Origin of the sequence: Streptomyces sp. NPDC051109, from assembly GCF_044455885.1 — a bacterium.
GTDB lineage: Bacteria > Actinomycetota > Actinomycetes > Streptomycetales > Streptomycetaceae > Streptomyces.
Map to the genome: position 1 here is coordinate 313,994 of NZ_JBITFF010000006.1, position 24,364 is coordinate 338,357.

The 24,364-nt window shown below is 72.8% G+C and carries 19 protein-coding genes and 1 riboswitch; of the genes, 5 read left to right on the top strand and 14 right to left on the bottom strand.

Annotated features, from left to right (window positions below; translation table 11 throughout):
- Positions 1 to 125: 125 nt before the first annotated feature.
- The 3 genes from ACIBAD_RS14530 to ACIBAD_RS14540 all read right to left on the bottom strand — a co-directional run bounded on the left by ACIBAD_RS14530 (position 126) and on the right by ACIBAD_RS14540 (position 2,791).
- A complete protein-coding gene (locus ACIBAD_RS14530; RefSeq protein WP_134070561.1) occupies positions 126 to 950 on the bottom strand; it encodes a DNA-binding protein in 825 nt (274 codons plus the stop codon).
- 43 nt (positions 951 to 993) lie between these two features.
- Positions 994 to 1,161: a hypothetical protein gene (locus ACIBAD_RS14535; RefSeq protein ID WP_166682036.1), complete on the bottom strand. Its 168-nt coding sequence runs from the start codon at positions 1,159 to 1,161 to the stop codon at positions 994 to 996.
- Positions 1,162 to 1,756: 595 nt separating this feature from the next.
- Positions 1,757 to 2,791, bottom strand: coding sequence for a LuxR C-terminal-related transcriptional regulator (locus ACIBAD_RS14540; RefSeq protein WP_134070563.1), 1,035 nt, complete (start codon positions 2,789 to 2,791; stop codon positions 1,757 to 1,759).
- Positions 2,792 to 2,888: 97 nt separating this feature from the next.
- Here ACIBAD_RS14540 and ACIBAD_RS14545 point away from each other — a divergent pair, with 97 nt between their 5' ends.
- Positions 2,889 to 4,277, top strand: coding sequence for an FAD/NAD(P)-binding protein (locus ACIBAD_RS14545; RefSeq protein ID WP_398906779.1), 1,389 nt, complete (start codon positions 2,889 to 2,891; stop codon positions 4,275 to 4,277).
- A gap of 12 nt (positions 4,278 to 4,289) precedes the next feature.
- Here the strand turns inward: ACIBAD_RS14545 and ACIBAD_RS14550 are convergent, their stop codons facing one another.
- The 5 genes from ACIBAD_RS14550 to ACIBAD_RS14570 form a co-directional block, all read right to left on the bottom strand.
- The gene (locus ACIBAD_RS14550) at positions 4,290 to 4,847 is read right to left on the bottom strand and encodes an NUDIX hydrolase (RefSeq protein WP_134070565.1); all 558 of its coding nucleotides are present in this window, start codon (positions 4,845 to 4,847) and stop codon (positions 4,290 to 4,292) included.
- Between the two features lie 80 nt (positions 4,848 to 4,927).
- A complete protein-coding gene (locus ACIBAD_RS14555; RefSeq protein WP_134070567.1) occupies positions 4,928 to 5,578 on the bottom strand; it encodes a thymidine kinase in 651 nt (216 codons plus the stop codon).
- A 78-nt stretch (positions 5,579 to 5,656) separates the two neighbouring features.
- A complete protein-coding gene (locus tag ACIBAD_RS14560) occupies positions 5,657 to 6,859 on the bottom strand; it encodes an alkaline phosphatase family protein (RefSeq protein ID WP_398906782.1) in 1,203 nt (400 codons plus the stop codon).
- Positions 6,859 to 7,464 (bottom strand): DUF5998 family protein, encoded by a 606-nt coding sequence (locus ACIBAD_RS14565; protein WP_078988504.1) that lies wholly within the window; start codon positions 7,462 to 7,464, stop codon positions 6,859 to 6,861. Before ACIBAD_RS14565 ends, ACIBAD_RS14560 begins: the two co-directional genes overlap by 1 nt.
- A gap of 64 nt (positions 7,465 to 7,528) precedes the next feature.
- Entirely contained in the window at positions 7,529 to 10,303 is a 2,775-nt protein-coding gene (locus tag ACIBAD_RS14570; RefSeq protein WP_398906785.1) for a GNAT family N-acetyltransferase, read from the bottom strand.
- A gap of 184 nt (positions 10,304 to 10,487) precedes the next feature.
- Between ACIBAD_RS14570 and ACIBAD_RS14575 the strand changes: the two genes are divergently transcribed.
- Entirely contained in the window at positions 10,488 to 10,769 is a 282-nt protein-coding gene (locus ACIBAD_RS14575) for an HPr family phosphocarrier protein (protein WP_053691473.1), read from the top strand.
- Positions 10,770 to 10,942: 173 nt separating this feature from the next.
- Here ACIBAD_RS14575 and ACIBAD_RS14580 read toward each other — a convergent pair whose 3' ends face one another.
- From ACIBAD_RS14580 to ACIBAD_RS14595, 4 genes are all read right to left on the bottom strand, one after another.
- The gene (locus ACIBAD_RS14580; protein WP_398906787.1) at positions 10,943 to 11,608 is read right to left on the bottom strand and encodes a GntR family transcriptional regulator; all 666 of its coding nucleotides are present in this window, start codon (positions 11,606 to 11,608) and stop codon (positions 10,943 to 10,945) included.
- A gap of 158 nt (positions 11,609 to 11,766) precedes the next feature.
- Positions 11,767 to 12,561 carry a M23 family metallopeptidase gene (locus tag ACIBAD_RS14585; RefSeq protein ID WP_134070573.1) on the bottom strand — a complete coding sequence of 265 codons (795 nt, stop codon included), beginning with the start codon at positions 12,559 to 12,561 and terminating at the stop codon, positions 11,767 to 11,769.
- A gap of 13 nt (positions 12,562 to 12,574) precedes the next feature.
- Positions 12,575 to 12,733, bottom strand: a riboswitch (cyclic di-AMP (ydaO/yuaA leader).
- A gap of 184 nt (positions 12,734 to 12,917) precedes the next feature.
- Positions 12,918 to 14,285, bottom strand: coding sequence for a pitrilysin family protein (locus tag ACIBAD_RS14590; protein WP_134074351.1), 1,368 nt, complete (start codon positions 14,283 to 14,285; stop codon positions 12,918 to 12,920).
- Positions 14,286 to 14,305: 20 nt separating this feature from the next.
- Positions 14,306 to 15,655 carry a pitrilysin family protein gene (locus tag ACIBAD_RS14595; protein WP_166682037.1) on the bottom strand — a complete coding sequence of 450 codons (1,350 nt, stop codon included), beginning with the start codon at positions 15,653 to 15,655 and terminating at the stop codon, positions 14,306 to 14,308.
- Between the two features lie 247 nt (positions 15,656 to 15,902).
- Here ACIBAD_RS14595 and ACIBAD_RS14600 point away from each other — a divergent pair, with 247 nt between their 5' ends.
- Complete coding sequence (locus tag ACIBAD_RS14600) at positions 15,903 to 18,359, top strand: DNA topoisomerase IV subunit A (RefSeq protein ID WP_134070577.1); 2,457 nt, start codon at positions 15,903 to 15,905, stop codon at positions 18,357 to 18,359.
- Between the two features lie 100 nt (positions 18,360 to 18,459).
- Positions 18,460 to 20,550, top strand: coding sequence for a restriction endonuclease (locus tag ACIBAD_RS14605; RefSeq protein WP_398906791.1), 2,091 nt, complete (start codon positions 18,460 to 18,462; stop codon positions 20,548 to 20,550).
- A gap of 13 nt (positions 20,551 to 20,563) precedes the next feature.
- On the opposite strand, the gene ACIBAD_RS14610 is transcribed toward ACIBAD_RS14605, so the two are convergent.
- Together ACIBAD_RS14610 and ACIBAD_RS14615 are read right to left on the bottom strand one after the other, a co-directional pair.
- Positions 20,564 to 21,724, bottom strand: a complete 1,161-nt coding sequence (locus ACIBAD_RS14610) for a CobW family GTP-binding protein (protein WP_398906902.1) — start codon at positions 21,722 to 21,724, stop codon at positions 20,564 to 20,566.
- 89 nt (positions 21,725 to 21,813) lie between these two features.
- Positions 21,814 to 22,980, bottom strand: a complete 1,167-nt coding sequence (locus ACIBAD_RS14615; protein ID WP_134074354.1) for a citrate synthase/methylcitrate synthase — start codon at positions 22,978 to 22,980, stop codon at positions 21,814 to 21,816.
- Between the two features lie 55 nt (positions 22,981 to 23,035).
- Between ACIBAD_RS14615 and ACIBAD_RS14620 the strand changes: the two genes are divergently transcribed.
- The gene (locus ACIBAD_RS14620) at positions 23,036 to 24,277 is read left to right on the top strand and encodes a citrate synthase (protein ID WP_134070579.1); all 1,242 of its coding nucleotides are present in this window, start codon (positions 23,036 to 23,038) and stop codon (positions 24,275 to 24,277) included.
- The last annotated feature ends 87 nt before the right edge of the window (positions 24,278 to 24,364 follow it).

Genomic DNA, 24,364 nt, shown 5'->3' on the forward strand with positions numbered 1-24,364 from the left:
GGGGAAAAAGAGGGAACGCCGAAATGGCCCCCGTCCGGCAATGTCGATTACCGGGCGAGGACCTTTTCGACGTTCTTATGAAGGCACCGGAAGTGCCGTCGGCACCGAACTGATACTGATTCCGATCAGTCGACCGTGAGCGCCATGAGTTCGTCGATGTTGAACTCGGCGCGCGACGGGCTTCCGTAGCGGGTGAGTTTTCCGCGGCTCACCCATTTGCGCACGGTGGCCTCGGACACCCCGGCGGCCTGCGCCGCGAGCCGTGTCGGCAGCATCCGTCCCCGAGGGGCGGGAGCCGGGGCGCCCGCCGACAGAAGACGCCGCAGCTCCAGCCATGCGCCGGCGGGCCAGGAATGACCGCTCCTGCAGCGCACTCCGCCGCCCGCCTCCTGTCCGCCACCCATCCGCGCCTCGACCACGTCGGCGCATCCGGGGTGCGGACAGCTGCCGAGCGCGACCTGCCGGACGGCGGCCGGGCCGATCACCTTGCGGGCGTCCGCCGTCAGCGCCTTGACCTCCTCGGCCAGATCGGCGGCGGCCGGGTGGGCGGCCAAGAGGTCCAGGTGCCGGAGCAGGAAGGCGGCGAGCGGTCCTACTTTCCGCTCCGGCACGACTGCCGTCACCCCGAGGCCCGCGACCACGCCCGACCAGGAGGCGAGTACGCCGAGCATCGACGTGCGGACGGCCGAGGCCTCCTCGTTGAAGAGGGGGCCGGGGCTCCGGCTGCCGCTGACCCGCTCGCCCCGGGCGGTCGCCGTCGGTCCGAGGAGGTACTCGATCTCCCGGTGCAGGCCCGGCAGTTCGGACAGCGCGACGGCGAGGCGGTCCCGGCAGGCCCGGCACAAGCGCCCGGCCGGCGCCCCGTTCGGGACGGGGCCCGGTAGGCGCCGGCCGCGCCCCGCGGGGCAGTGGGACAGTACGCAGTCGCTGGTCTGGGCGGTTCGGTGCATGGAAATTCCTGAAAGACTGAGTCGGCCGGAGGGGGACGGGTGCCTAGTCCCAGCCCCAGCTGTACGGCACGGCTGCGACCGCCGGCCCCTCGGCGACGACCTCGTGGGCGGTGGACGCGTCAGAGACGGCGCGCCCGGCCGGGGCGGCGAGCAGTACGGCGGCCAACACCGCCACGCAGCCGGTGAGGGAGGTCAGAAAACGGGTCGACATGGAAATCCTCTTGAGATCTGTGCACGGTCGGCATGACTGGGGACCGCAAGCCGGAAGATCTCCCGGGAATTGTGTTCTCCGTGAATTCATCGGCTCGCCGCATTGCCAAGGTGGCATACACGGCAAGCCGGATTCCAGACGTTTAGATGGCCATAAGCTGCCCAGGCCACATGGTGCCACTCAAGAAGCGTCGGACGCGGCCACGCGGATCGTCCCATCGCACAGGCCTGCGGATCGGGGATCGGCAGAAGTCACCAAATCCGCTCTCATTAGGCTACCTGTGAGTACTTTTCGGACTGCGGCCAGCACCGAGGCCCCCGCCGCTACCGCAGAAGGCCCAGTGACGTAGAGCACTCCGCTATGTCCGAATTCATTCGATCTAGGCGCGTAGATATGTTCCAGGACGCCTTCCCGAGCGTCCGACAATTCCATGGCGACATCATTGATGTCCAGTCGCCCGGGCATAGGCAGCATCTGGCGGATATGGATCGCGTACATGGGAGCACATGGTGGCACCGCTGTGCTCGGGTCAAGCGGATTGCTCCCGGCCGCTCGCTGCCATGGCACGGGACTGCCACGCGCGGAGGGCCGCGCCCTACATCCAGCCCGCCCTGACCGCCAGCAGCCCGGCCTCGAACCGGCTGCGCGCGCCCAGCCGCCCCATGATGTCCGCCATCATCCTGCGCACCGTCCGCAAGGAGACACCGAGCTTGCGGGCGGCCACCTCGTCCGTGCTTCCCAGTTCCAACAGCCTCAGCAGCTCCAGCTCCTGGGCCGTCACCTCGCCCGGTCCCGAAGGCCTGGCTCCGTCCAGTGTCTGCCCCTGCACCCAGGCCGCTTCGAACGTGTGCACAAGAGCCGCCAGGACACCCGGGGCCTTCACCACGACGGCTCCGGCCCTGCTGTTCTCCGGGTCCGTGGGCAGGAGGGCCACGGACCTGTCGACGACGAGCATGCGCACCGGCAAGGAGGGAATCGTACGGATCTCGCCACCGAGCCCGGCCAGCCAGCGGGCGTACTCCGTGGTGGCCCGGTCGTTGCGGACGCTGTCGAGGTACAGGGTCCGGATCCTGACCCCGGCCGACAGGCTCTTCTCGTCCAGGGGCCGGCTGGCGTCCAGCGCTTCGCTGCTCTGCGCTCCGCCCGGCATGAACGAGAGCAGCTCGTGCTGGGCCTGCTCGGCGAGCTCGACCAGCCGCGCCCGTACCATGGTCAGGTCATCGAGCTGCTCCAGTCCGCGGTTGCCCCAATACCCGTGGTGGCTGGAGTAGACGGCGGCGAGCTCGGCCACTTCGGTACGGGCCGCGGCGAGCTGGGCCTGCTGGTGCTGGATCTCGGTGTCCCGCCGGTTCAGCAGGGCGGCCAGGCCGACCTCGGGGTTCAGTGCGACCGGGGTGGTCGAGTGCGTGACCGGGTAGAGCATCGAAAGTTCCGCGAGCTCGTCCAGGCAGCTGCGCACCTGGGCCTCCGCCATCCCCAGATGACCGGCGATCTCGCCGACGCCCCATCCGGGGCGGCGCACCACGCTCCCGTAGACGTCCAGGAGCCGGTCGCTCACACCCAGCAACGCGGCCAAGTGCGCCCGCCCCGGCTCTCGCGGTGCCTCGTCGCCGACGGTCGAGCCAGTCATCGGTACTCGCCTCCCGATGCCGTCACCCTGCATACCCGTTGCCCCGTCCCCTCACCCTCGGTGCAGATAGTAGACGGCCATGGGTAATGATCTCGCCATGTTGATGATGCACGACGAGACGGGGCGCGCCCCGTTGGCAGGGCCGACCGTAGGGGTGGTCGGGGCCGGGGCCGCGGGGATACTGACAGCGGTCAACCTGCTGGTACGTGCCGAACTCCAGGGCGAGCCGTGTACCGTCCTGCTGATCGACCCCGCGGTCGGCGAGGCCCCTGGGCCCGCCTATCGGACGACGGATTCCCGCCACGTCCTCAACACCCCGGCCGGCCGCATGGGCATCACTCCCCGCGACTTCCCCGACTGGCTCTCCGCGCGGGGGCACCAGGACGTCCACGGCTACCCGGCACGCCGGCTGTACGGCCGGTACCTCCTGGACCTGTTGGCGGACACGGCCGCGCGGAGCAGCACCGCCGGCCTGCGCGCCGTACCTGACCGGATCACCGGCATCGGGATGGAGCCCGGCGGCGGTGTGCTCGCCCTGTACGGAGCGAGCGGACGCACCCTGTGCGCCGACGCCGTCGTCCTGGCCGTCGGCGGCCTTCCGCCGGGCCGGTCCTGGGCGCCGGCGAACCTCCGCTCCTCCCCCTGCTTCGTACCCGACCCCTGGGCCCCCGGTGCGCTCGATCGCGTGGCGGCGGCCGGCGATGACCTGCTGCTCGTCGGCACGGGCCTGACGATGGTCGACGTGGCACTCGCTCTGGCGCGCCCCGGCCGCGTGCTCCACGCCGTGTCCCGCCACGGTCTCCTGCCCCAGTCCCACACCACCCGCCCGGCCCCGCCCGTCGCACCCCCCGGCCTCGACGGCCCGGACACCCTCGATGCCCTGCGCCGCGCCGTGCTGCGGCACGTGGCCGCGACCCGTCGCATCCACGGTGACTGGCGGCCCGCGCTGGACGGCCTGCGCCCCGTGACGGCGGACCTCTGGCAGCGCTTGAACCCCGCGGACCAGGACCGCTTCCTCAGCGAGGACCTGCGCGTGTGGGAGACCCACCGGCACCGGCTGGCACCCGCGTCCGCCGCCGCCCTCCAGGAGCTGCGCGGGGAAGGCCTGCTGGAGGTTTCGGCGGGCGAGGTCGTCCGGAGCGACCCCGACGGTGCAGGGGTGCGGGTGGGGTTGCGCGACGGGAGGGAGCTCCGCGTGGGCGCGGTGGTGAACTGCACCGGCCCGCAGACCTCCGTGGCGGCTTCCGGCGACCCCCTGCTCACGGATCTGCTGGCTCGTGGACTTGCCCGGCCCGGACCCTGCGGAATCGGCCTGGACACCGGTCCCGACGGCCGTCTGCGGCCCGCCGAGACGCAGACCGTGCCCGGCGCCGCCCGCGTCTGGGCGCTGGGTGCGCTGCGCCGGGGCAACCTCTTCGAGACCACGGCGGTCCCCGAGATCAAGGCCCAGGCCGCTGCCGTCGCGCGGGCGGTACTGGAGCTCTGACCACTGCCGGGGTCACGCCTGCGGGACCGCTGCGGCAGCCACCCCGTCCACGAGCTCAGCCGGGCCGCCTCCTTGCGACAGCACCGCGAGCGCTGCGGCCAGCTGTCCCCGGCTCGCCTCCGACAGCAGTGCCTCGGCCTCCCGCGGGGTGCACATCCGCCACTCCGCCAGTTCCGCCCCGTCCAGCCTGATGCCCTCCAGCCGTTCGTCCTCCAGCAGCCCGCCGTCGAAGACGTGGACGATCCGCGGCTGTTGGCCGTCGCTCCGGTTGACCCAGTCCAGGGCGAGGAGCCGTCCCGGCACGCACGACAGACCGGTCTCCTCCGCGATCTCACGCACGGCCGCCTGCCGCGGAGCCTCCGTCCCGGCCTCCACGGTTCCCCCCGGCAGGCCCCAGTGCACACCGCCGTGCCAGGGCTGGAGCCGTACCAGCAGCACTCGTCCCCGGAGGTCGCTGAACAGCACCCGCGCCTTGGCCACGACCGCGGGCAGGCGCCGTACCGGAGGGTCTCCGGCGGGCCCTCCGTCGAGGGCCCGGGCACCGCTGTCCGTCAGCAAGGGATCATCCATGCCGCGAGCCTAGTGCCGCATCCGTCGAAGGGTGTCTTCCGCTTCCCGGGAACGGCCGGGGGCGGGTACGGCCAAGGGGCTCAGGCGTGGTTGACCGGGAGGACGTCCGGGGAGAGGGCGGCGGCGTGGGCCGCGGCACTCGTCATGCGGCGACGGTGGTGGCGGCGGCACAGCACCTCGTAACCGACCTCCTCCGACGAGCGGTTGACGTCGCCGACGACGACCTGCTCGCCCTCCACGACCATCTCGCCGCCCACCGTGCGGGCGTTGTGGGTGGCGCGCGCCCCGCACCAGCACATCGCCTCCACCTGGAGGGTCTCTATCCGGTCGGCCAGCTCGATGAGGCGCTGCGAGCCGGGGAACAGCTTGGTGCGGAAGTCCGTGGTGATGCCGAAGGCGAAGACGTCCAGGTCCAGGTCGTCCACGACGCGCGCCAGCTGGTCGATCTGCTCGGGGGCGAGGAACTGCGCCTCGTCCACGATGACGTAGTCGACCTTGGCGCCCTTCGACATCTGGCCCACCAGGTACCCGTAGAGGTCCATGCCCGGGCGCGCCTCGACGGCCTCGGTCACCAGGCCCAGGCGCGAGGAGAGCTTGCCCTCGCCCGCGCGGTCGTCGCGCGTGAAGATCACGCCCTGCAGGCCCCGGGCCGAGCGGTTGTGGCCGATCTGGAGCGCCAACGTACTTTTCCCGCAGTCCATCGTGCCGGAGAAGAACACCAATTCGGGCATGGAGGGAACGGGACCTTTCGGGTCGTCGTGGTCGGCAGGAGGGGCGTGCGGGGCGGACGGGGCGGACGGGGCGGGCGGTCAGGTGCGGATTTCGAGCAGCGGGACCAGCTGCTCGGCCGCGGTCATGGAGCCGTGCATTCCGGCGAGGGCCGATTCGTTGGGCTCGTTCACGGACGCGGTGATCGCGGCATCGGCGTACGCGGCGGCGACCACGTCGCCGATCCGTCCGAGCACGCGCTCGTCGCACTCCCCCGGCGGCCCGAACCAGCCCAGTTCCAGGGCCTCTTCGCGGCTCGCGATCCAGAACCGGTCGCCCAGCACCTCGCGCCACACGGTCAGGACGTCGGCCTCGGCACCCGGTACGGCGTACACGTGCCGGGCCCGGCCCTCGCCGCCGAGCAGGGCCACGCCCGCGCCCAGCTCCCAGTCCTCGTCGTAGTCGATCCGGGAGTCCTCGTCGAAGGGGACGTCCACCATGCCGTGGTCGGCGGTCACGTACAGCGCGGTGCGCGGCGGGAGTTGTTCGGCGAGCCGCTGCACCAGCCGGTCGACGTACATCAGCTGGCCGCGCCAGGCGTCGGAGTTCACGCCGTGCCGGTGGCCGGCCCCGTCGAGCTCGCTGTAGTACGTGTACACCAGCGAGCGGTCCCCGGCCGCGAGCCGCTCGGCCGCCAGGTCCATCCGCTCCTCGCCGGTCATCCGGCCGAGGAAGGTGCCGCCGCTCAGCGCGATCTTGGTGAGCGGGGTGGTCTGGAAGGCGGGCGAGGACACCTGCGCCGTCGCCACCCCCGCCTTGTCGGCCTGCTGGAAGACGGTCGGGTAGGGCTGCCAGGGCTTCGGCGGGGTCCAGGGGTGCCAGCGGAGCTGGTTCATCAGCTCGCCGGTGGCCGGGTTGCGCACTGCGTAGCCGGGCAGGCCGTGCCGGGCGGGCGGCAGGCCGGTGCCGACGGAGGCCAGCGAGGTGGCGGTGGTCGCCGGGAAGCCCGCCGTGATGGGGCGGCCGGTGCCGCCGCGTGAGCTGCCGAGGAGGGAGGTCAGGTAGGGGGCCTCGTCCGGGTGGGCCTTGATCTGCTCCCAGCCCATGCCGTCGACGAGGAACACGCAGTTCCGGTCGGCGGGGGTGAGCTCGGGGATCGCGGCGGTGAACCCGGGGACGCCCTGGCCGGCCACGAGGGTCGGCAGCAGGTCGGCGAGCGAGCCGGTGCCGTACTCGGGGACGGGGGCGCCGGTGAGGTCCAGCAGCTCCGGCTCGTCCCAGTTGGACGGTGCGGAATAGGACATCAGCGGGCGGAAGTGGACGTGGCCGCCGTCGCTTCACTGAGCGCCTGAGCGAACACGAGGGTCTGGCGGACCGCCTCCGGGCCGTCGCCGGCCTCGCTGACACGCAGGCTGAGGTCGTCGGCGGTGGAGTTGCCGGTGTAGCCGTGGTCGGAGTCGCAGTTCGGGTCGCCGCAGGCGGCGGGCTCCAGGTCGATCCGGGAGACCGCGCCCCAGCCGATGGTCAGGACGACCTCGCGGGGCAGGGTGCCGGGCGTGTACGACTCGGGGTTGGCGACGACGCGGCTGAGCACCACGGAGGAGATCGCGCCGATCTTGACGGACTCGGTGGAGGTGGTCGCGTACGGGGACGGGGAACCGGCGTCGGCGGCCTGCTCGTCGGTGTGGCTCACGATGAAGCGGTTGCCGGTCAGGACCAGGACGGTGACGTGCCGGCGCACCTCGTTGGAGTCGAAGGTCGTCTCCTGGTGGACCAGGTACGACGAGACCGGCTCGCCGCCCACCGCGGCCTCCACGGCCTCGGCCACGAGGGCCGGGTAGTAGCCGCTGCGCTCGATCGCCGTGCGCAGCCCCTGGGTCGTCGTACCGGATTTCGCCATGAGGTCCATCCTAAGGCCCGCAGGGGGCGCCCCGGGCGCCCAAGGTCGCGTCTTCCCGAGGTTGGCGGGCCGGTCAGTAGCTGGGGAGTGTCCGGGGGCCGAGATCGGTGCGGGCCGGCGGGTGGGCCACGCGGACGGCGGCGCTGAGCACGGAGAGGCCCTCGGTGGCGACGACGACGGGTTCGAGCGTGACGCCCACCACTTCGGGGTGGTCGTCGACGAGCCGGGACAGCCGCAGCAGGAGCTCTTCGAGGGCGGGGGTGTCGACGGGGTCGCTGCCGCGCCAGCCGAAGAGGAGGGGGGCGGCCCGGATGGACCGGATGAGCCCGGCGGCGTCCCGGTCGGTGGCGGGGACGAGCCGGTGGGCGGTGTCGCCGAGCAGTTCGGAGGCGACGCCGGCGAGCCCGAAGGAGAGGACGGCGCCGGCGGCGGGGTCGATCACGGACCGCACGACGGTGTCGACCCCGCGGGGCACCATGGCCTGGACGACGGGGAGCAGCTCGTCGGCCGTGCCGAGGAGGTCGGTGAGCTCCTCGTACGAGCGGCGCAGGTCGGCCTCGGTCGCGAGGTCGAGGCGTACGCCGCCGAGGTCCGCGCGGTGGCGCAGGTGCGGGGCGGTGGTCTTGAGGGCGACCGGGTAGCCCAGGCTCCGCGCGGCCCGGACCGCGGCGTCTGCGCTGGGCGCCGGCAGGGTCGGGAGCACCCGGATCCCGTAGTGGGCGAGCAGTGCGGCGGCGTCGGGCTCGGTGAGGGTGAGCACGCCGTCGCCGACGTCGGCCAGGAGGTCGGCGAGCCGGGCGGCGGCTGCGGCCTCGTCGATGTCCTCGTATGCGGGGACCTGCCCGGCCTCGGCGTTGGCCCGCCGCCACTGTCCGTACCGGACGGCCTCGGCGACGGCCCGTACGGCCCGCTCGGCGGCCGGATACGCCGGGATCCGCACGTCAGGTCCGGCGAATCCGCCGCCCTCCTCGTCGGTGGGGCGGGGGCGCGGGGACGCCGCCGTCGCGGGCGCCGCGCCCGGCCCCGCCGGGGACAGGGCGTCGACGAGCTCGGCCAGTTCCACGTGGACCACCGCCACCGGCTTGCCGGGGTACCCGGCCGCCGCGTCCCGCAGGGCCTCGGCCAGGTCGTCCTGCGGCTCCTGCTCGTTCACCCACGGGATCACGGTGACGATCACCGCGTCGTTCTCGGCGGAGCCCAGCGCCGCGGCCAGCGCCGCCCGGAAGTCCTGCGGCCTCGCCGCCGTCGTGAGGTCCTGCGGGGCGCCGGGCCGCAGCCCCTGCGCGAGGCAGGCGTCGTACGTGAGGACGCCGAGCGACTCCGAGTTCCCGAGGATCGCCACGCGCGGACCGGCCGGCAGCGGCTGCGAGGCCAGCAGCAGCCCGACGTCCACCAGCTCGGTCACCGTGTCGACCCGGATCACCCCCGCCTGCCGCAGCAGGGCCGAGACCGTGGCGTCCGGCAGCCGGGTCCCGGGGACCACGTGCCCCGCCGGGGTGTGGCGGCCGCCCCGCGCGACGACCACCGGCTTCACGGCGGCCGTCCGACGGGCGAGGCGGGTGAACTTCCGCGGGTTGCCGAGGGTTTCGAGGTACATGAGCGCGACGTCGGTGGCCTCGTCCTCGTACCAGTACTGGAGGATGTCGTTCCCGGAGACGTCCGCCCGGTTGCCCGCCGAGACGAAGGACGACAGTCCCTCGCCCCGCCGCAGCAGTGCGGAGAGCAGCGAGATGCCGATCGCCCCGGACTGGGTGAACAGCCCGATGCGGCCCCGGATCGGCGCGGGGGCCGGGGTCAGGGAGGCGTTGAGCCCGACCTCCGGGGCGGTGTTGATCACGCCGTACGCGTTCGGCCCGATCAGCCGCATCCCGTACGAGCGCACCTGGCGCACCAGTTCGCGCTGCCGGTCGAGGCCGGCCGGGCCGCTCTCCCCGTACCCGGCGGAGAGCACCACGAGCCCCTGCACCCCGTGTTCGCCGCAGGCGGCCACGGCCTCGGGGACCCGCTCGGCCGGGACCGCGATCACCGCGAGGTCGACGGGCGCGTCGACGGCGCCGAGCGCGCGGTAGGCCCGTACGCCGTCCAGCAGGTCGGTGGTGACGGCCTCGTTCACGGCGTAGAGGTGGCCGCGGAATCCGCTGTCGCGCAGGTTCCGCAGGGCCGCCGCGCCGACGCCCGCGCCGGAGCGGCTGACTCCGATGACGGCCACGGAGCGGGGGGTCAGCAGCCGCTGCACGGAGCGGGCCTCGGCGCGCTGCTCGCGGGCGCGCTGCACGGCCAGGGACTCGGCGGTGGGTTCGAGGTCGAGGGTGAGGTGGACGGAGCCGTCCTCGAAGCTGCGCTTCTGCTCGTACCCGGCGTCCTTGAACACCTTGATCATTTTATTGTTGGCGGGCAGCACCTCGGCCGCGAACCGGCGGACGCCCCGCTCGCGGGCGACCGCGCCGATGTGTTCGAGGAGCGCGGAGGCGACACCGCGGCCCTGGTGGGCGTCCTGGACGAGGAAGGCGACCTCGGCCTCGTCGGCGGGGGCGGAGGCGGGCCGGCCGTCGGGGCCGATCCGGTCGTAGCGGACGGTGCCGATGAACTCCTCGCCGATGGTCGCCGCGAGGCCGACCCGGTCCACGTAGTCGTGGTGGGTGAAGCGGCGCACGTCACGGGCGGAGAGCCGGGGGTAGGGCGCGAAGAAGCGGTAGTACTTCGACTCGTCGGAGACCTGCTCGTAGAAGCTGACCAGCCGGCCCGCGTCCTCCGTGGTGATCGGCCGGATCCGTGCGGTGCCGCCGTCGCGCAGGACGACGTCCGCCTCCCAGTGGGCCGGGTACGAGGGGTCCGACGCGGTGGTCATGCCGCGATCTTACGGCCGGTACTGGCCGAATGGCTCCTGCGCGGCGCGCGCGGCAAGGTCGGGCGAACCGGTGCAAGCTGGGGTAGGTCAAACGGCGGTGGAGTCGGGCCGAAGGTCGGTCGGAGCATCAGGGACGTCGTGAGAGACTGGTCTAGACAACCGTAAGAACCTGAAGGGCATCACCATGGCAGAGCGCCGCGTCAACGTCGGCTGGGCCGAGGGCCTGCACGCTCGTCCCGCCTCGATCTTCGTCCGCGCGACGACCGCTTCCGGCGTCCCGGTGACCATCGCGAAGGCCGACGGGAACCCCGTCAACGCCGCGTCCATGCTCGCGGTGCTGGGCCTGGGTGCGCAGGGCGGCGAGGAGATCATCCTCGCGTCCGACGCCGAGGGCGCCGAGGCGGCGCTGGACCGCCTCGCGAAGCTGGTCGCCGAGGGTCTCGAAGAGCTCCCCGAGACCGTCTGACCCTTCGGGTTCGCCCCGGGCACACGGAGAAGCCGCGGCCACCACCGGTATTCCGGTGGTGGCCGCGGCTTCTTCGTTCTGCCGATTTTGGGAATTCATCGCATGCGCGCAGGGCGAGGGCGTATGCAGCGGGAATTCAGCCGCAGCCTTCACTCTTTGATACGCGGCCTTTGTTAATGCGGACCGCTCGCCGTGTTTACGGCATGTTGCGAAATCCTCACCCGCAGCCGGTGCGCCCCGGCCGCGCGGTCCGCGTGGAGCGCGGTCAGCGCCCGGGCCCGCTCGGCGTCCCCGCGGACGATCGCGTCCACGATCGCTCCGTGCTCGGCCCAGGAGTCCACCGGCCGGGCCGGCGCCTGCACGGAGTACATCCAGGCGACCTTGTGGCGCATCTGTGTGAGCAGCGAGATCAGCCCGGGGCTGCCGGAGGCCTGGGCGAGGGTCTCGTGGAACCAGCCGCCCAGGGACCGCAGATCCTCCCCCTGCCCCCGCCGGGCCCGCTCCTGACCCAGCCTGACCAGCCCGCGCAGCACCTTGAGGTGGCCCTCGGTACGACGCCGGGCGGCGCGGGCGGCCGCCAGCGGCTCCAGCAGCAGCCGCAGCTCCAGGAGGTCGGCCGCCTCCTGCTCGGTGGGCTCGGCGACGCAGGCGCCCGCGTGCCGCCGGGTGGTGACGAAGCCCTCGGACTCCAGGGTCCGCAGCGCCTCGCGGACGGGGACGCGGGAGACCCCGTACCGGCGGGCCAGCAGTTCCTCCGTCAGCCGGGCGCCCGGCTCGAAGACCCCGGAGACGATGTCTTCGCGGATGGCCGTGCATACCGCGTGCGCAGGAATACGCAAGTCCGGACCTCCGCCTAATTCCGACTTCCGACTGTCGTTACGCGGACTCTATTGCACCGGGCGATAAATTCCGAGCGCGGGCGGAAATAGGCGATGTTTACAGCCAACACGAAGGCCCCGGCTCGGGGAGCCGGGGCCTTCGGTTTCGGTGCTGCGGGTCAGACGTTGACGCCGTGCTGGCGCAGGTACGCGACCGGGTCGATGTCCGAGCCGTACTGGGCGCCGGTACGGGCCTCGAAGTGCAGGTGCGGGCCGCTGGAGTTGCCGGTGGAGCCCGACAGGCCGATCTGCTGGCCGGCGGTGACCTGGTCGCCGACGGAGACGCTCAGCGAGGACATGTGGCCGTACTGCGTGTACGTGCCGTCGGCGTGCTTGATGACGACGTTGTTGCCGTACGCGCCGCCCCAGCCGGCCTCGACCACGGTGCCGATGCCGACCGCGTGCACCGTGGTGCCGGAGGCCGCGTGGAAGTCGATGCCGGTGTGGCTGCCGGAGGACCACATGCCGCCGCCCGCGTGCCACTGGGTGCTGATGTAGGACTCGTCGACGGGGGCGACGAAGGTGTTGAGGCGCTTGCGCTCCTCCTCGCGGGCGGCGCGCTCGGCGGCCTCGCGCTCGGCCTTCGCCTTCTCCTCGGCCTTCTGCTTGGCCTCGGCGGCGCGCGCCTTCGCGTCGGCCTCCGCCTTCGCCTTCAGGGCCGCGGCCTCGGCCGCGTGCTCCTGGGCGTCGGCCTGGGCCTCGATCTGGCCCGGGAGGTCCTCGGCCGTCACGACGGCGTTCAGACCGGTGTCCTCCATGGAGGGGGCCTTGTCCGACGCGGCGAACGCCGGGCCTGCGAGGGAGCCGACGACACCGGTGGTGGCGAGGGCGGCTATGCCGGCGTAACCGGCGGTCTTGCGGCTCAGACGACTGGAACCACGGTGCTTACCGGCGGCACGACTGCCAAACGCCATGAAGGGGCTGATCCTTTCCTTCCTTCTCGCCTACCGGGTTAGCTGACGGGTTCGGAGCAGGAAGGTCTCCTACGGGCCCCCTCTGGCGAGGCGGTCCGATTCACCCCAGGGACACATGTGGGTCCCCGGCTCCCCAGGCTCGCGCCTGACGGGGACTCGGCGATCGCTGCCCGGTGCCGCGGATGCGGCGCGTACAACTGACGGACAGCACGGCCGACGCTAGGCGGATCATCAGTCAATCGCCAAACAGACACGCGTTTTTGTTGCATACGCCACACCCCATACGAGCAACCTCTCCACGAAACAGACAAAAGGGGCCCCGGCGGACAAGCCGCCGGAGCCCCTTGGAATGTCCGTCAGTTGGTGACGACGGTGACCTCACCGATCCCGAGCGCCCGCACGGGCTCCTCGATCTGCGCGGCGTCGCCCACCAGGACCGTGACCAGGCGGTCCACCGGGAAGGCCGCCAGGACGGCCGACGTCGCCTCCACCGTGCCCGTTTGGGCCAGCTGCGCGTACAACTGCGCCTGGTAGTCGTCCGGAAGCTCCTGCTCGACCTGGTCGGCGAGCGTGCCGGCGACGGCCGCGGCCGTCTCGAACTTCAACGGGGCCACGCCCACCAAGTTCTGCACCGCCACGTCCCGTTCGGCGTCGGTCAGGCCGCCCTCCGCGAGGGTGCGGAGCACCTTCCAGAGGTCGTCCAGCGCCGGGCCGGTGTTGGGGGTGTCGACCGAGCCGCTGATGGCGAGCATCGAGGCGCCCTTGCCGTCTGCGGTGGAGCGCAGCACCTGGCCGAAGGCGCGCACGCCGTACGTGTAGCCCTTCTCCTCGCGCAGCACCTTGTCCAGGCGTGAGGTGAGGGTGCCGCCCAGGCAGTAGGTGCCGAGCACCTGGGCCGCCCAGACCCGGTCGTGCCGGTCCGGCCCGATCCGGCCGATGAGCAGCTGCGTCTGGACCGCGCCGGGCCGGTCCACGATGACCACGCGGCCCGTGTCGTCGGCGGTGACCGGCGGAACCGGGAGCGGCTCGGCGGAGTTGCCGCTCCAGGAGCCCAGGGTGTCCCCCAGGACGGCGTCCAGGTCGATCCCGGTCAGGTCGCCGACGACCACCGCGGTGGCGGTGGCGGGGCGTACGTGGGCCTCGTAGAAGGCGCGTACGGCAGCGGAGTCGATCCGGGCGACCGTCTCCTCGGTGCCCTGGCGCGGCCGGGACATGCGCAGGGTCGACGGGAAGAGCTGCCGGGAGAGCTCCTTGGCGGCCCGGCGCTGCGGATTGGCCAGCTCGTGCGGGATCTCGTCGAGCCGGTTGCGCACCAGCCGGTCGACCTCGCTGTCGGCGAAGGCGGGTGCGCGCAGCGCCTCGGCGACCAGGCCCAGCGCCTTGGCCAGCCGGGAGGCCGGGACCTCCAGGGAGACCCGCAGGCCCGGGTGGTCGGCGTGCGCGTCGAGCGTGGCGCCGCAGCGCTCCAGCTCGGCCGCGAACTCCTCGGCGGAGTGCTTGTCGGTGCCCTCGGACAGGGCGCGGGCCATGATCGTCGCCACCCCGTCCAGGCCCTGGGGCTCGGCGTCGAGCGGGGCCGCGAGGTTGACCTCGACGGCGACGACCTGCTGGCCGGGCCGGTGGCAGCGCAGCACGGTCAGGCCGTTGGGCAGCGAGCCGCGCTCGGGCGCCGGGAAGGCCCACGGCCTGGCCTGGCCGGCCTGGGGCTGCGGGTGGAAGGTCATCGTGACGGCTGCGGTGTCGCTCACTGCTCCGCCCCCTCGTTCTCGTCGCTCTCACCGTTCTCGCCGGCTGCTGCCGGGAGCGGCTCGTACACCAGCACCGCGCGGTTGTCGGGGCGCAGTCGGGCGGCGGCCACGGCCTGCACTTCCTCGGCGGTGATGTCGAGGACGCGTCCGACCGCGCTGAGCGCCAGCTGCGGGTCGCCGAACAGCACCGCGAAGCGGCACAGTTCGTCGGCGCGCCCGGCCACCGTGCTCAGCCGGTCCAGCCACTCGCGCTCCAGCTGCGCCTGGGCGCGCTCCATCTCCTCGGCGGTCGGGCCCTCGGCGGCGAACCGCGCGAGCTCCTCGTCGACGGCCGCCTCGATGGCGGGCACCTCGACGCCGCTGGAGGTCTTCACGTCCAGCCAGCCCAGCGAGGGCGCACCGGCGAGGCGCAGCATGCCGAACCCGGCCGCGACGGCGGTCTGGTCGCGGCGGACCAGGCGGTTGTGCAGCCGGGAGGACTCGCCTCCGCCCAGCACGGTCAGCGCCACGTCGGCCGCGTCGCACTCGCGGGTGCCGTCGTGCGGGAGCCGGTAGGCGGCCATCAGCGCACGGGCCGGGACCTCCTCGACGATCTCCTCGCGCAGCTCGCGGCCCATGATCTCGGGCAGCGCCCCGTCGCGCGGCGGCTGCTTGCCTTCGTGCCCGGGGATGGTGCCGAAGTACTTCTCGACCCAGGCGAGCGTCTGCTCGGGGTCGATGTCACCGACGACCGACAGCACCGCGTTGTTGGGCGCGTAGTACGTACGGAAGAAGGTGCGGGCGTCCTCCAGGGAGGCCGCGTCCAGGTCGGCCATGGAGCCGATGGGGGTGTGGTGGTACGGGTGGCCCTCGGGATAGGCGAGGGCGGTCAGCTTCTCGAAGGCCGTGCCGTAGGGGACGTTGTCGTACCGCTGGCGGCGCTCGTTCTTGACGACGTCGCGCTGGTTCTCCATGGACTCGTCGTCCAGGGCGGCCAGCAGCGAGCCCATCCGGTCGGCTTCCAGCCACAGCGCGAGCTCCAGCTGGTGGGCCGGCATGGTCTCGAAGTAGTTGGTGCGCTCGAAGCTGGTGGTGCCGTTGAGCGAACCGCCGGCCCCCTGGACCAGCTCGAAGTGCCCGTTGCCGGGTACGCTCGCCGAGCCCTGGAACATCAGGTGCTCGAAGAGGTGAGCCAGGCCGGTCCGCCCCTTGACCTCGTGGCGCGAGCCGACGTCGTACCAGAGGCAGACCGCGGCGACCGGGGTCAGGTGATCCTCGGAGAGCACCACGCGCAGGCCGTTGGCCAGCCGGTGCTCGGTCGCTGTCAGGCCGCCGGAGCCGGCCTGGGCTGTGGCCGTGTGACCCATGGGCATGTGGTCCCTTCGATCGCGATGCAGAGTTTTCCGTCAGACCTGCCACTGTATGCAAGCGCGTCGGGCACCGGAGAAGTTCCCGGCTCACACTCACCCACGCCTCCGTCCGGGGGTGACCCCAGGGTCGGAGTCGGCGTTGTCGGTGCCTCGGGCCACAATGGTCCGCGACAACCCCGTCAACGCCGATCAGACCGGCCGCCAGACCCCCAGCACACTTTCTTGGTTAAGGAGCCGCGCAGCGATGGCCCGCCGCAGCACGAAGACCCCGCCGCCGGAGGATTTCGAGGAGAAGATCCTCGACATCGACGTCGTCGACGAAATGCAGGGCTCCTTCCTCGAGTACGCGTACTCGGTGATCTACTCCCGCGCCCTGCCCGACGCCCGGGACGGCATGAAGCCGGTACACCGGCGCATCGTCTACCAGATGAACGAGATGGGCCTGCGCCCCGACCGCGGCTACGTGAAGTGCGCCCGCGTCGTCGGCGAGGTCATGGGCAAGCTCCACCCGCACGGTGACGCGTCGATCTACGACGCCCTCGTGCGCATGGCCCAGCCCTTCTCGATGCGGCTGCCGCTGGTCGACGGCCACGGCAACTTCGGTTCGCTCGGCAACGACGACCCGCCGGCCGCGATGCGTTACACCGAGTGCAAGATGGCGGACGCCACGTCACTGATGACGGAGTCGATCGACGAGGACACCGTCGACTTCACCGCCAACTACGACGGCCAGGAGCAGGAGCCGGTCGCGCTGCCCGCCGCGTACCCGAACCTGCTGGTCAACGGCGCCTCCGGGATCGCGGTCGGGATGGCCACCAACATGCCGCCGCACAACCTGGGCGAGGTCATCGCGGCCGCGCGCCACCTGATCCGCTACCCGCAGGCCGACCTGGAGGCGCTGATGCGCTTCGTGCCGGGTCCGGACCTGCCCACGGGCGGCCGGATCGTGGGGCTCTCGGGGATCAAGGACGCCTACGAGAACGGCCGCGGCACGTTCAAGATCCGCGCGACGGTGGCCGTGGAGAACGTGACGGCGCGCCGCAAGGGCCTGGTCGTCACGGAACTGCCCTTCACGGTCGGCCCCGAGAAGGTCATCGCGAAGATCAAGGACCTGGTCGGCTCCAAGAAGCTCCAGGGCATCGCGGACGTCAAGGACCTCACCGACCGCTCGCACGGCCTGCGCCTGGTCATCGAGATCAAGAACGGCTTCCACCCGGAGGCCGTCCTGGAGCAGCTGTACAAGCTGACGCCGATGGAGGAGTCCTTCGGCATCAACAACGTCGCGCTGGTCGACGGCCAGCCGCTGACCCTGGGCCTCAAGGAGCTGCTGGAGGTCTACCTCGACCACCGCTTCGAGGTCGTGCGGCGGCGCAGCGAGTTCCGCCGCGGCAAGCGGCGCGACCGGCTGCACCTGGTCGAGGGCCTGCTGGTGGCCCTGATCGACATCGACGAGGTCATCCGGATCATCCGGGACAGCGACAACTCGGCGCAGGCGAAGGAGCGGCTGATCGAGCACTTCTCGCTGAGCGAGATCCAGACCCAGTACATCCTGGACACCCCGCTGCGCCGGCTCACCCGCTTCGACCGGATCGAGCTGGAGTCCGAGCGCGACCGGCTGACCGGCGAGATCGACGAACTGACCGGGATCCTGGAGTCCGACACGGAGCTGCGCAAGCTGGTCTCCACGGAACTGGCCGCGGTCGCGAAGAAGTTCGGCACCGAGCGCCGGACGGTCCTGCTGGAGTCGGCGGGCACGGCGATCGCCGCGGTTCCGCTGGAGGTCGCGGACGACCCCTGCCGGGTCCTGCTGTCCTCGACGGGCCTGCTGGCGCGCACCGCCAACGGCGACCCGCTGCCGGAGGAGGAGGGCGGGTCCCGCGCGAAGCACGACCTGATCGTCTCGCAGGTGGCCGCGACCGCCCGGGCCGACGTCGGCGTGGTCACCTCGTACGGGCGGCTGCTGCGGCTCGCGGTGATCGACCTGCCGCAGCTGCCGGACACCCACGCCGCGCCGAACCTGGCGGGCGGGGCACCGGTCTCGGAGTTCCTCTCCGGACTGGAGGCGGACGAGAAGGTGGTCTGCCTGACCTCGCTGGACGAGTCCTCGCAGGGCCTGGCCCTGGGCACCGAGCAGGGCGTGGTCAAGCGCGTCGTGCCGGACTACCCGGCGAACAAGGACGAGCTGGAGGTCATCACCCTCAAGGACGGTGACCGGATCGTCGGCGCGGTCGAACTGCGCACGGGCGAGGAGGACCTGGTCTTCCTCACCGACGACGCCCAGCTGCTGCGCTACCCGGCGGGCCAGGTGCGCCCGCAGGGCCGCCCGGCGGGCGGTATGGCGGGCATCAAGCTCTCCGAGAACGCCAAGGTGATCCACTTCTCGGCGGTGGACCCGGCGCGCGACGCCGTGGTGTTCACGGTGGCGGGCTCGCACGGGACGCTGGACGACTCGATGCTGTCCGGGAAGCTCACCCCGTTCGACCAGTACCCGCGCAAGGGCCGGGCCACCGGCGGCGTGCGCTGCCAGCGGTTCCTGAAGGGCGAGGACCTGCTGGTCCTGGCCTGGGCCGGCAACGCGCCGGTCCGCGCGGCCTCGGCGAACGGCAGCCCGGCCGAACTCCCGGCAGTTGACCCGCGCCGCGACGGATCGGGGGCCGCGCTGCCCGCGGTCGTCGCCGCTCTGGCGGGGGGCGCGCTGTAGGACGTACGGCGGCATTCGGGTGGTGCGACCGGGGGGACGTACCACCCGAATGCCGACTAGTGTTTTCCCTCTGGGTGTTGGTGGGGGGAGTACACAGCTGATGAGTCGTCGGTCGGGCGGATTGATCGGGGACTGGGCCGAGGCCCAGCGCCGGCAGCAGCAGACGCAGGTGATCCAGCAGCGGGAGGCCGAGCGCCGGCTGCTGGCGTACGAACGGGACCGGCAGCGGACCCACGAACGCGACGCGAACCGCAGCCACCGGCAGTACCGCGAGGCCGAGGCCCTGCGGCGGACCGCGCAGATCGACGCCGAAGTCGACGCCCTCAAGGGCCTGCTGGTGGCGGGCTGCCGGGCGCCGGCGTTCCGGATGGCCGCCCTGGCCCGGCCCGAGCAGCTGGAACCCTTCGACGCCGGGGCCCTGGCGCATCCGGTGCCGATGCCGCGCATCGACCAGTTCCAGCAGCAGAGCAGCGGCTGGACGCTCGGCTCCGGCCACCGGGCGCAGGCGGAGCGGGAAGCCCACGCCCGGTACACCGAGGCCTGGCGGGCCGCGAGCGCCGCCGAGGCGCAGCGGCAGCAGCAGCTGGCCGCGTACCGGCAGCAGTACGACCGGTGGGCCGCCGAGCAGCTCGCCGGGGTGAGGGCGCACAACAGCGGGCTCACCGAGCTGGCCGCCGCCCTGCGCACGGGCGACGCGGAAGCTGCGGTGGAGTACTTCTCGGCGGCCCTGTACGCCTCGGCGGCATGGCCCGAGGCGCTGCCGCGGCAGGTGGCGGCCGCCTACGACCCGGCGGCGCGCCAGCTGGTGCTGGACTGGGAGCTCCCCGGGTACGCGGTGGTGCCGGAGGCCAGGGCGGTGCAGTACCTGCCCAGTACGGACCAGGACAGGGTGAAGCCCCGCCCGGTGACGGAGCGCCGGGCGCTGTACCGGGACCTGCTGGCGCAGTGCATGCTGCTGGTGGTGCGCGAGCTGTACGCGGCGGACGAGTTCGGCGTACTGGACTCGGTGGTGGTCAACGGGTTCGTGGAGGGCCACGATCCGGCGACGGGGCAGGAGGCGCGGTGCGTCCTGTCCACGGTGCCGGCGGCGCGGGACGTGTTCGCGGGGCTGCGCCTGGAGCAGGTCAGTGCCGTGGACTGTCTGGTCTCGGGCTTGGGCGGGCAGTTGTCGGCGCGGCCCGACCAGCTGACGGCGGTGCGCCCCGGGCGCCGGCCGGACGAGGTCGGCGGAGGGGTCGTCAGCCACGGCGGGCAGGCGGCCGACGCGGACGAGGACGAGCCGGACCTCTTCGTGATGGATCCGATCGCCTTCGAGAACCTGGTCGCCGAGTTGTTCCGGGCGATGGGCATGGAGGCGGTGACCACGCAGCGGTCGGGCGACGGCGGGGTGGACGTGGAAGCGCTGGACCCGGCGCCGATCCGGGGCGGGCGGATCGTCGTACAGGTCAAGCGCTACCGGAACACGGTGCCGCCGACGGCCGTGCGTGATCTGTACGGCACGGTCCAGGACAAGGGGGCGAACAAGGGGGTGCTCGTCACCACCGCGTCCTTCGGGCCCGGGTCGTACGCCTTTGCCAACGGCAAGCCGCTGGAGTTGGTTCCCGGGGCGGATCTCGTCGAGCTGCTGCACCAGTACGGACTGCGCGGGCGGCTCGGCGGCGGTCCGGCGCGGCCCGCGCCCGAACCGGAGCCCGCCGCCCCTTCGGTCGACCACAACGTGCTCGGCATGTCCTGGTCGGGGTCCGTCGCGCTCGACGTGTGCGCCCTCGTCTGCACGGGCAACCGGGTGCTGAGCGAGGAGCACTTCGTGTTCTTCAACAATCCCCGGACCCCGGACGGTTCGGTCCGGGCCCGCGCGCACGCGGCACCCGACAGGGCGGCGCTGGAGGTATCCTTCGACGCCCTGCCCGGCCCCGCCGACCGGCTGGTCCTGGTCGCCGCGATCGACCCGGAGGTCGATCCGCACGCCGATCTCGCCGGCTTCACCGACGCCCACATCCGCCTGCTGTCCGCGGGTGGGGAGGAACTCGGCCGGCTGGACGTCTCCGACGGGCGCGCCGGGGAGACCGCGCTGGTCCTCGGCTCCTTCCGGCGCCGCTCCAACGGCGACTGGGACTTCGTGATCGGCGGCAAGGGCTACCGCGGCGGTCTGGAGGACCTGCTGGGCGAGTACGGCGTCGAGGTCGCCTGACGGCGGCCGCGGCCTACCGGTCGTCGGGGTCTCGGGCGGAGTCGGGATCGCCGTACGGGTCGGGCTCGCAGGGCTCGGGCTCCGGCTCCGCGTCCGGTTCGGGCTCCGCGTCTGGCTGCGCCGGGCGGTCGACGTAGCGCAGGACGCCCCATATGCTCTCCGGCGGCGCGTGCTGCGGGGCCGGTTCGCGGCAGGACTCCAGCTCGCGGAGCAGGGCGGAGCCGTCGGTACCGGCGCCGATCAGGACCAGTTGGCTCCGGCGCGGCTCCCCCCGGCCCCAAGGGCCCGGCACGAAGCGGAGGAAGCGGCCGACGGCGTGGACCTCGTAGCGCTCCTCGTGGCCGGGGACGCCGAAGTGGACGTAGCCCTTGATCCGGTACAGCCCGGCCGGGCGGCGGTCGAGGAAGTCGATGAACCGCCGCGGGTTCAGGGCCTGCTCGGACACGAACTCCGTGCTCTCGTAGACCGTGTGGGCGTGCCCGGTGTGGTCCCCGTGGCCGGCGGCGCGGGCCCCGGGTTCCGCCTCGGCGGCGTCCCTCGCCTCCGAGATCAGGTCTTCGAAGGACAGCTGGCCCCGGGTCTCGGTCCACGGACGCCGGTCGAAGAGCAGCTCCGGGTCGATCCGGCCGTGGTCGGCGGCCACCACCGGTGTGCCCGGGCAGAGCGTGCCCAGCTCGGCCCCGATCCGGGTGAGGTCGGCCGGCTCCACCCGGTCGGTCTTGTTCAGCACCACCAGGTCCGCGACGGCCAGGTGGCGGTCGGTCTCCGGGTGCTTGGCCCTGGTCTCGTCGAACTCCGCCGCGTCCACGACCTGGACCAGCCCGCCGTACCGGACCGCCGGATTCTCGCTGGCCACCAGCATCCGGATCATCTCCTGGGGCTCGGCCAGCCCGCTCGCCTCGATGACGATCACGTCGATCCGGTGGACGGGCGCGGAGAGCTTCTCCAGGTATGCGTCCAACTCGCTGCCGTCGACCGCGCAGCACAGGCAGCCGCCGCCGAGCGAGACCATGGAGTCGCCGACCTGGCCGGCCACGGCCATCGCGTCGATCTCGATCGAGCCGAAGTCGTTGACGACGACGCCGATCCGGGTGCCTCCCCGGTTCCCGAGGAGGTGGTTGAGCAGCGTGGTCTTGCCGGATCCGAGGAATCCGGACAGCACGACGACGGGGATCGGCTGGACGGGCGGCTGTGCAGGCTGCCGGACGGGCGGCCGAGCGGACTGCTGGGCGGGCTGACTGCTGTTCACACGGCCGATCGTAGTCAGCCGAGCGCCGGAACCGGCGCCGGCGGGTTCGGGCCCACGTACCGGGCGGCCGGACGGATGATCTTCGAATCGGCGGCCTGTTCGAGGATGTTCGCGCTCCAGCCGACCACGCGGGCCGCGCAGAAGGTCGGGGTGAACATCTCGCGCGGCAGCCCGCACAGCTCCATGACGACTCCGGCGTAGAACTCCACGTTGGTGTGCAGCTCCCGTCCCGGCTTGAGCTCGGCGAGGATCTGCTCGACGTGCCGCTCCACCTCGACGGCGAAGTCCACGAGCGGGCCGCCGAAGCGGAGCGCGATGTCCCGCAGCATCCGCGAACGCGGGTCCTCGGTCCGGTACACGGGGTGCCCGAAGCCCATGATCCGGTCCCCGGCGAGCACCCGCTCGCGGATCCACGGTTCGATGCGGTCCGCCGTGCCGATGGCGTCGAGGGTGTCCAGGGCCCGGCTGGGCGCGCCGCCGTGGAGCGGGCCGGAGAGCGCGCCGATCGCGCCGGTGAGGGCGGCGGCGACGTCCGCGCCGGTGGAGGCGATCACGCGGGCGGTGAAGGTCGAGGCGTTGAAACCGTGGTCGATCGTGGAGATCAAGTACTGCTCGACGGCGCGCGCCTTGACCGGGTCGGGTTCCCGGCCGGTGAGCATGTACAGGTAGTTGGCGGCGTACGGGAGGTCCGCGCGCGGCTCGACCGGCTCCAGGCCCTGCCCCAGCCGGTGCAGTGCGGTGAGCAGGGTCGGTACGGCGGCGCAGGCGGCCAGCGCGTCGGCGGCCCGCCGCCCGGGGTCGATGTCGTACACGGGGCGGAACCCGGCGGAGGCGCCGAGCAGCGAGAGCGCGGTCCGCAGCCCGGCGAGCGGGCCGGACAGCGCGGTGGCCCGGGCGAGGGCGGGCAGCGCGTCGCGCACCGCGTCGGGCAGCCGCCGCAGCGGGGCGATCTCGGCGGCGAAGGCGGCGCGCTCGGCGGCGTCGGCCGGGAGGGCCCCGCGGAACATCAGGTGCCACACGTCCTCGAAACTGCGGCTCCCGGCGAGTTCGACGGCCGAGTACTGGCGGTAGTGGTAGAAGCCCTCGCGGCCTCGGACGTCACCGAGCTCGGTCTCGGTGACCACGACTCCCGCGAGACCGCGGGGTACATCGACGGTGGTGTTCATGAATCGACCATCCATCATGGATTGAATCCTTGTCAATATTGATTGAATCAATATATGTAGGGTGGGTGTCATGAACGACCAGGCGGACGGCGAGCGCCGGCTCAGCACCCGGCAGGCGGCGGAACTGCTGGGGGTGAAGCCCGCGACCGTGTACGCGTACGTCAGCCGCGGCCAGCTCACCAGCCGCCGCGACCCCGTCGGCCGCGGCAGCAGCTTCGACGCGCGCGAGGTGGAGGCACTGGCCCTGCGCAGCCGGCGCGAGGCGGCCGCGCCCCCGGGCGCGGAGCTCTCCGTACGCACCTCGCTCACGCTCATCGAGCCCGACCGGTACTACTTCCGGGGCGTGGACGCCGTCGAGCTGGCCTCGCGGTACCGGTACGAGGAGGTCGCCGAGTGGCTCTGGACCGGGACGCTCCCGCGCGGCGCACGCTTCACCGCTCCCCCGGAGGCGCTGGCCGCCGCCCGGCGCGCGGTGGCCGCGCTGCCCGAGCACAGCGGTCCGCTCGACCGGCTGCGCGTGGCGACGGCGGCCGCCGCGGTGGCGGACCCGCTGCGCTTCGACCTGTCCGCGGAGGCCGTACTGGGCTCCGCGCGCTGCCTGATCCCGACGCTGGTCGGCGCGCTGCCCGAGGCGGGCCCGCGCGGCTGGCGCGGTGACGGCCGGCTGGCCCGGCAGCTGTGGACCAGGCTGACGGCGCGTGAGCCGGATCCGGACGCGCTGGCCGCGCTGGACCTGGCCCTCACCCTGCTCATCGACCACGACCTGGCCGCCTCGACCCTGGCCGTACGGGTGGCGGCGTCGGCGCGGGCCCATCCGTACGCGGCGGTCTCGGCGGGTCTCGGCGCGCTCGAAGGGCCGCTGCACGGTGCGGCCGGCCGGCTCGCGCACCGGATGCTGGTGGAGGCGCTGGAGCGGGGCGGCGCCGCTCCGGTGGTCGCGGACCACCTGCGGGCGGGACGGCGGGTTCCGGGTCTCGGGCACCGGCTGTACGAGGGCGAGGACCCGCGCGCCACGGCGCTGTTCGCCCGGCTGGAGGGCGTGCCCCAGGCGGGACCCGCGCTGGCCGCCGCCCGGGAGGTCGTCGCGACGGCGGCGGCCCGGCGGGGCGGGCTGCACGCCAACGTGGACCTGGCGCTGGCGGTGCTGACGGTGTCCTGCGGGATGTCCGCGGAGGCCGGGGAGACGGTGTTCGCGGTGTCCCGGACGGCGGGCTGGATGGCGCACGCGCTGGAGGAGTACCAGGAGCGGCCGCTCCGGATGCGCCCGAGCGGCCAGTACCAGGGGCCCCGCCCGCCACAGCCGATGCCGTGACGCGCGCCGGCCCGCGCCGGCGGTCCGGCCGCGGGGGTCGGGTCCGCAGCCGGACCGCCGTGTCCTGCGGCAGCAGCCCCGCCGCGC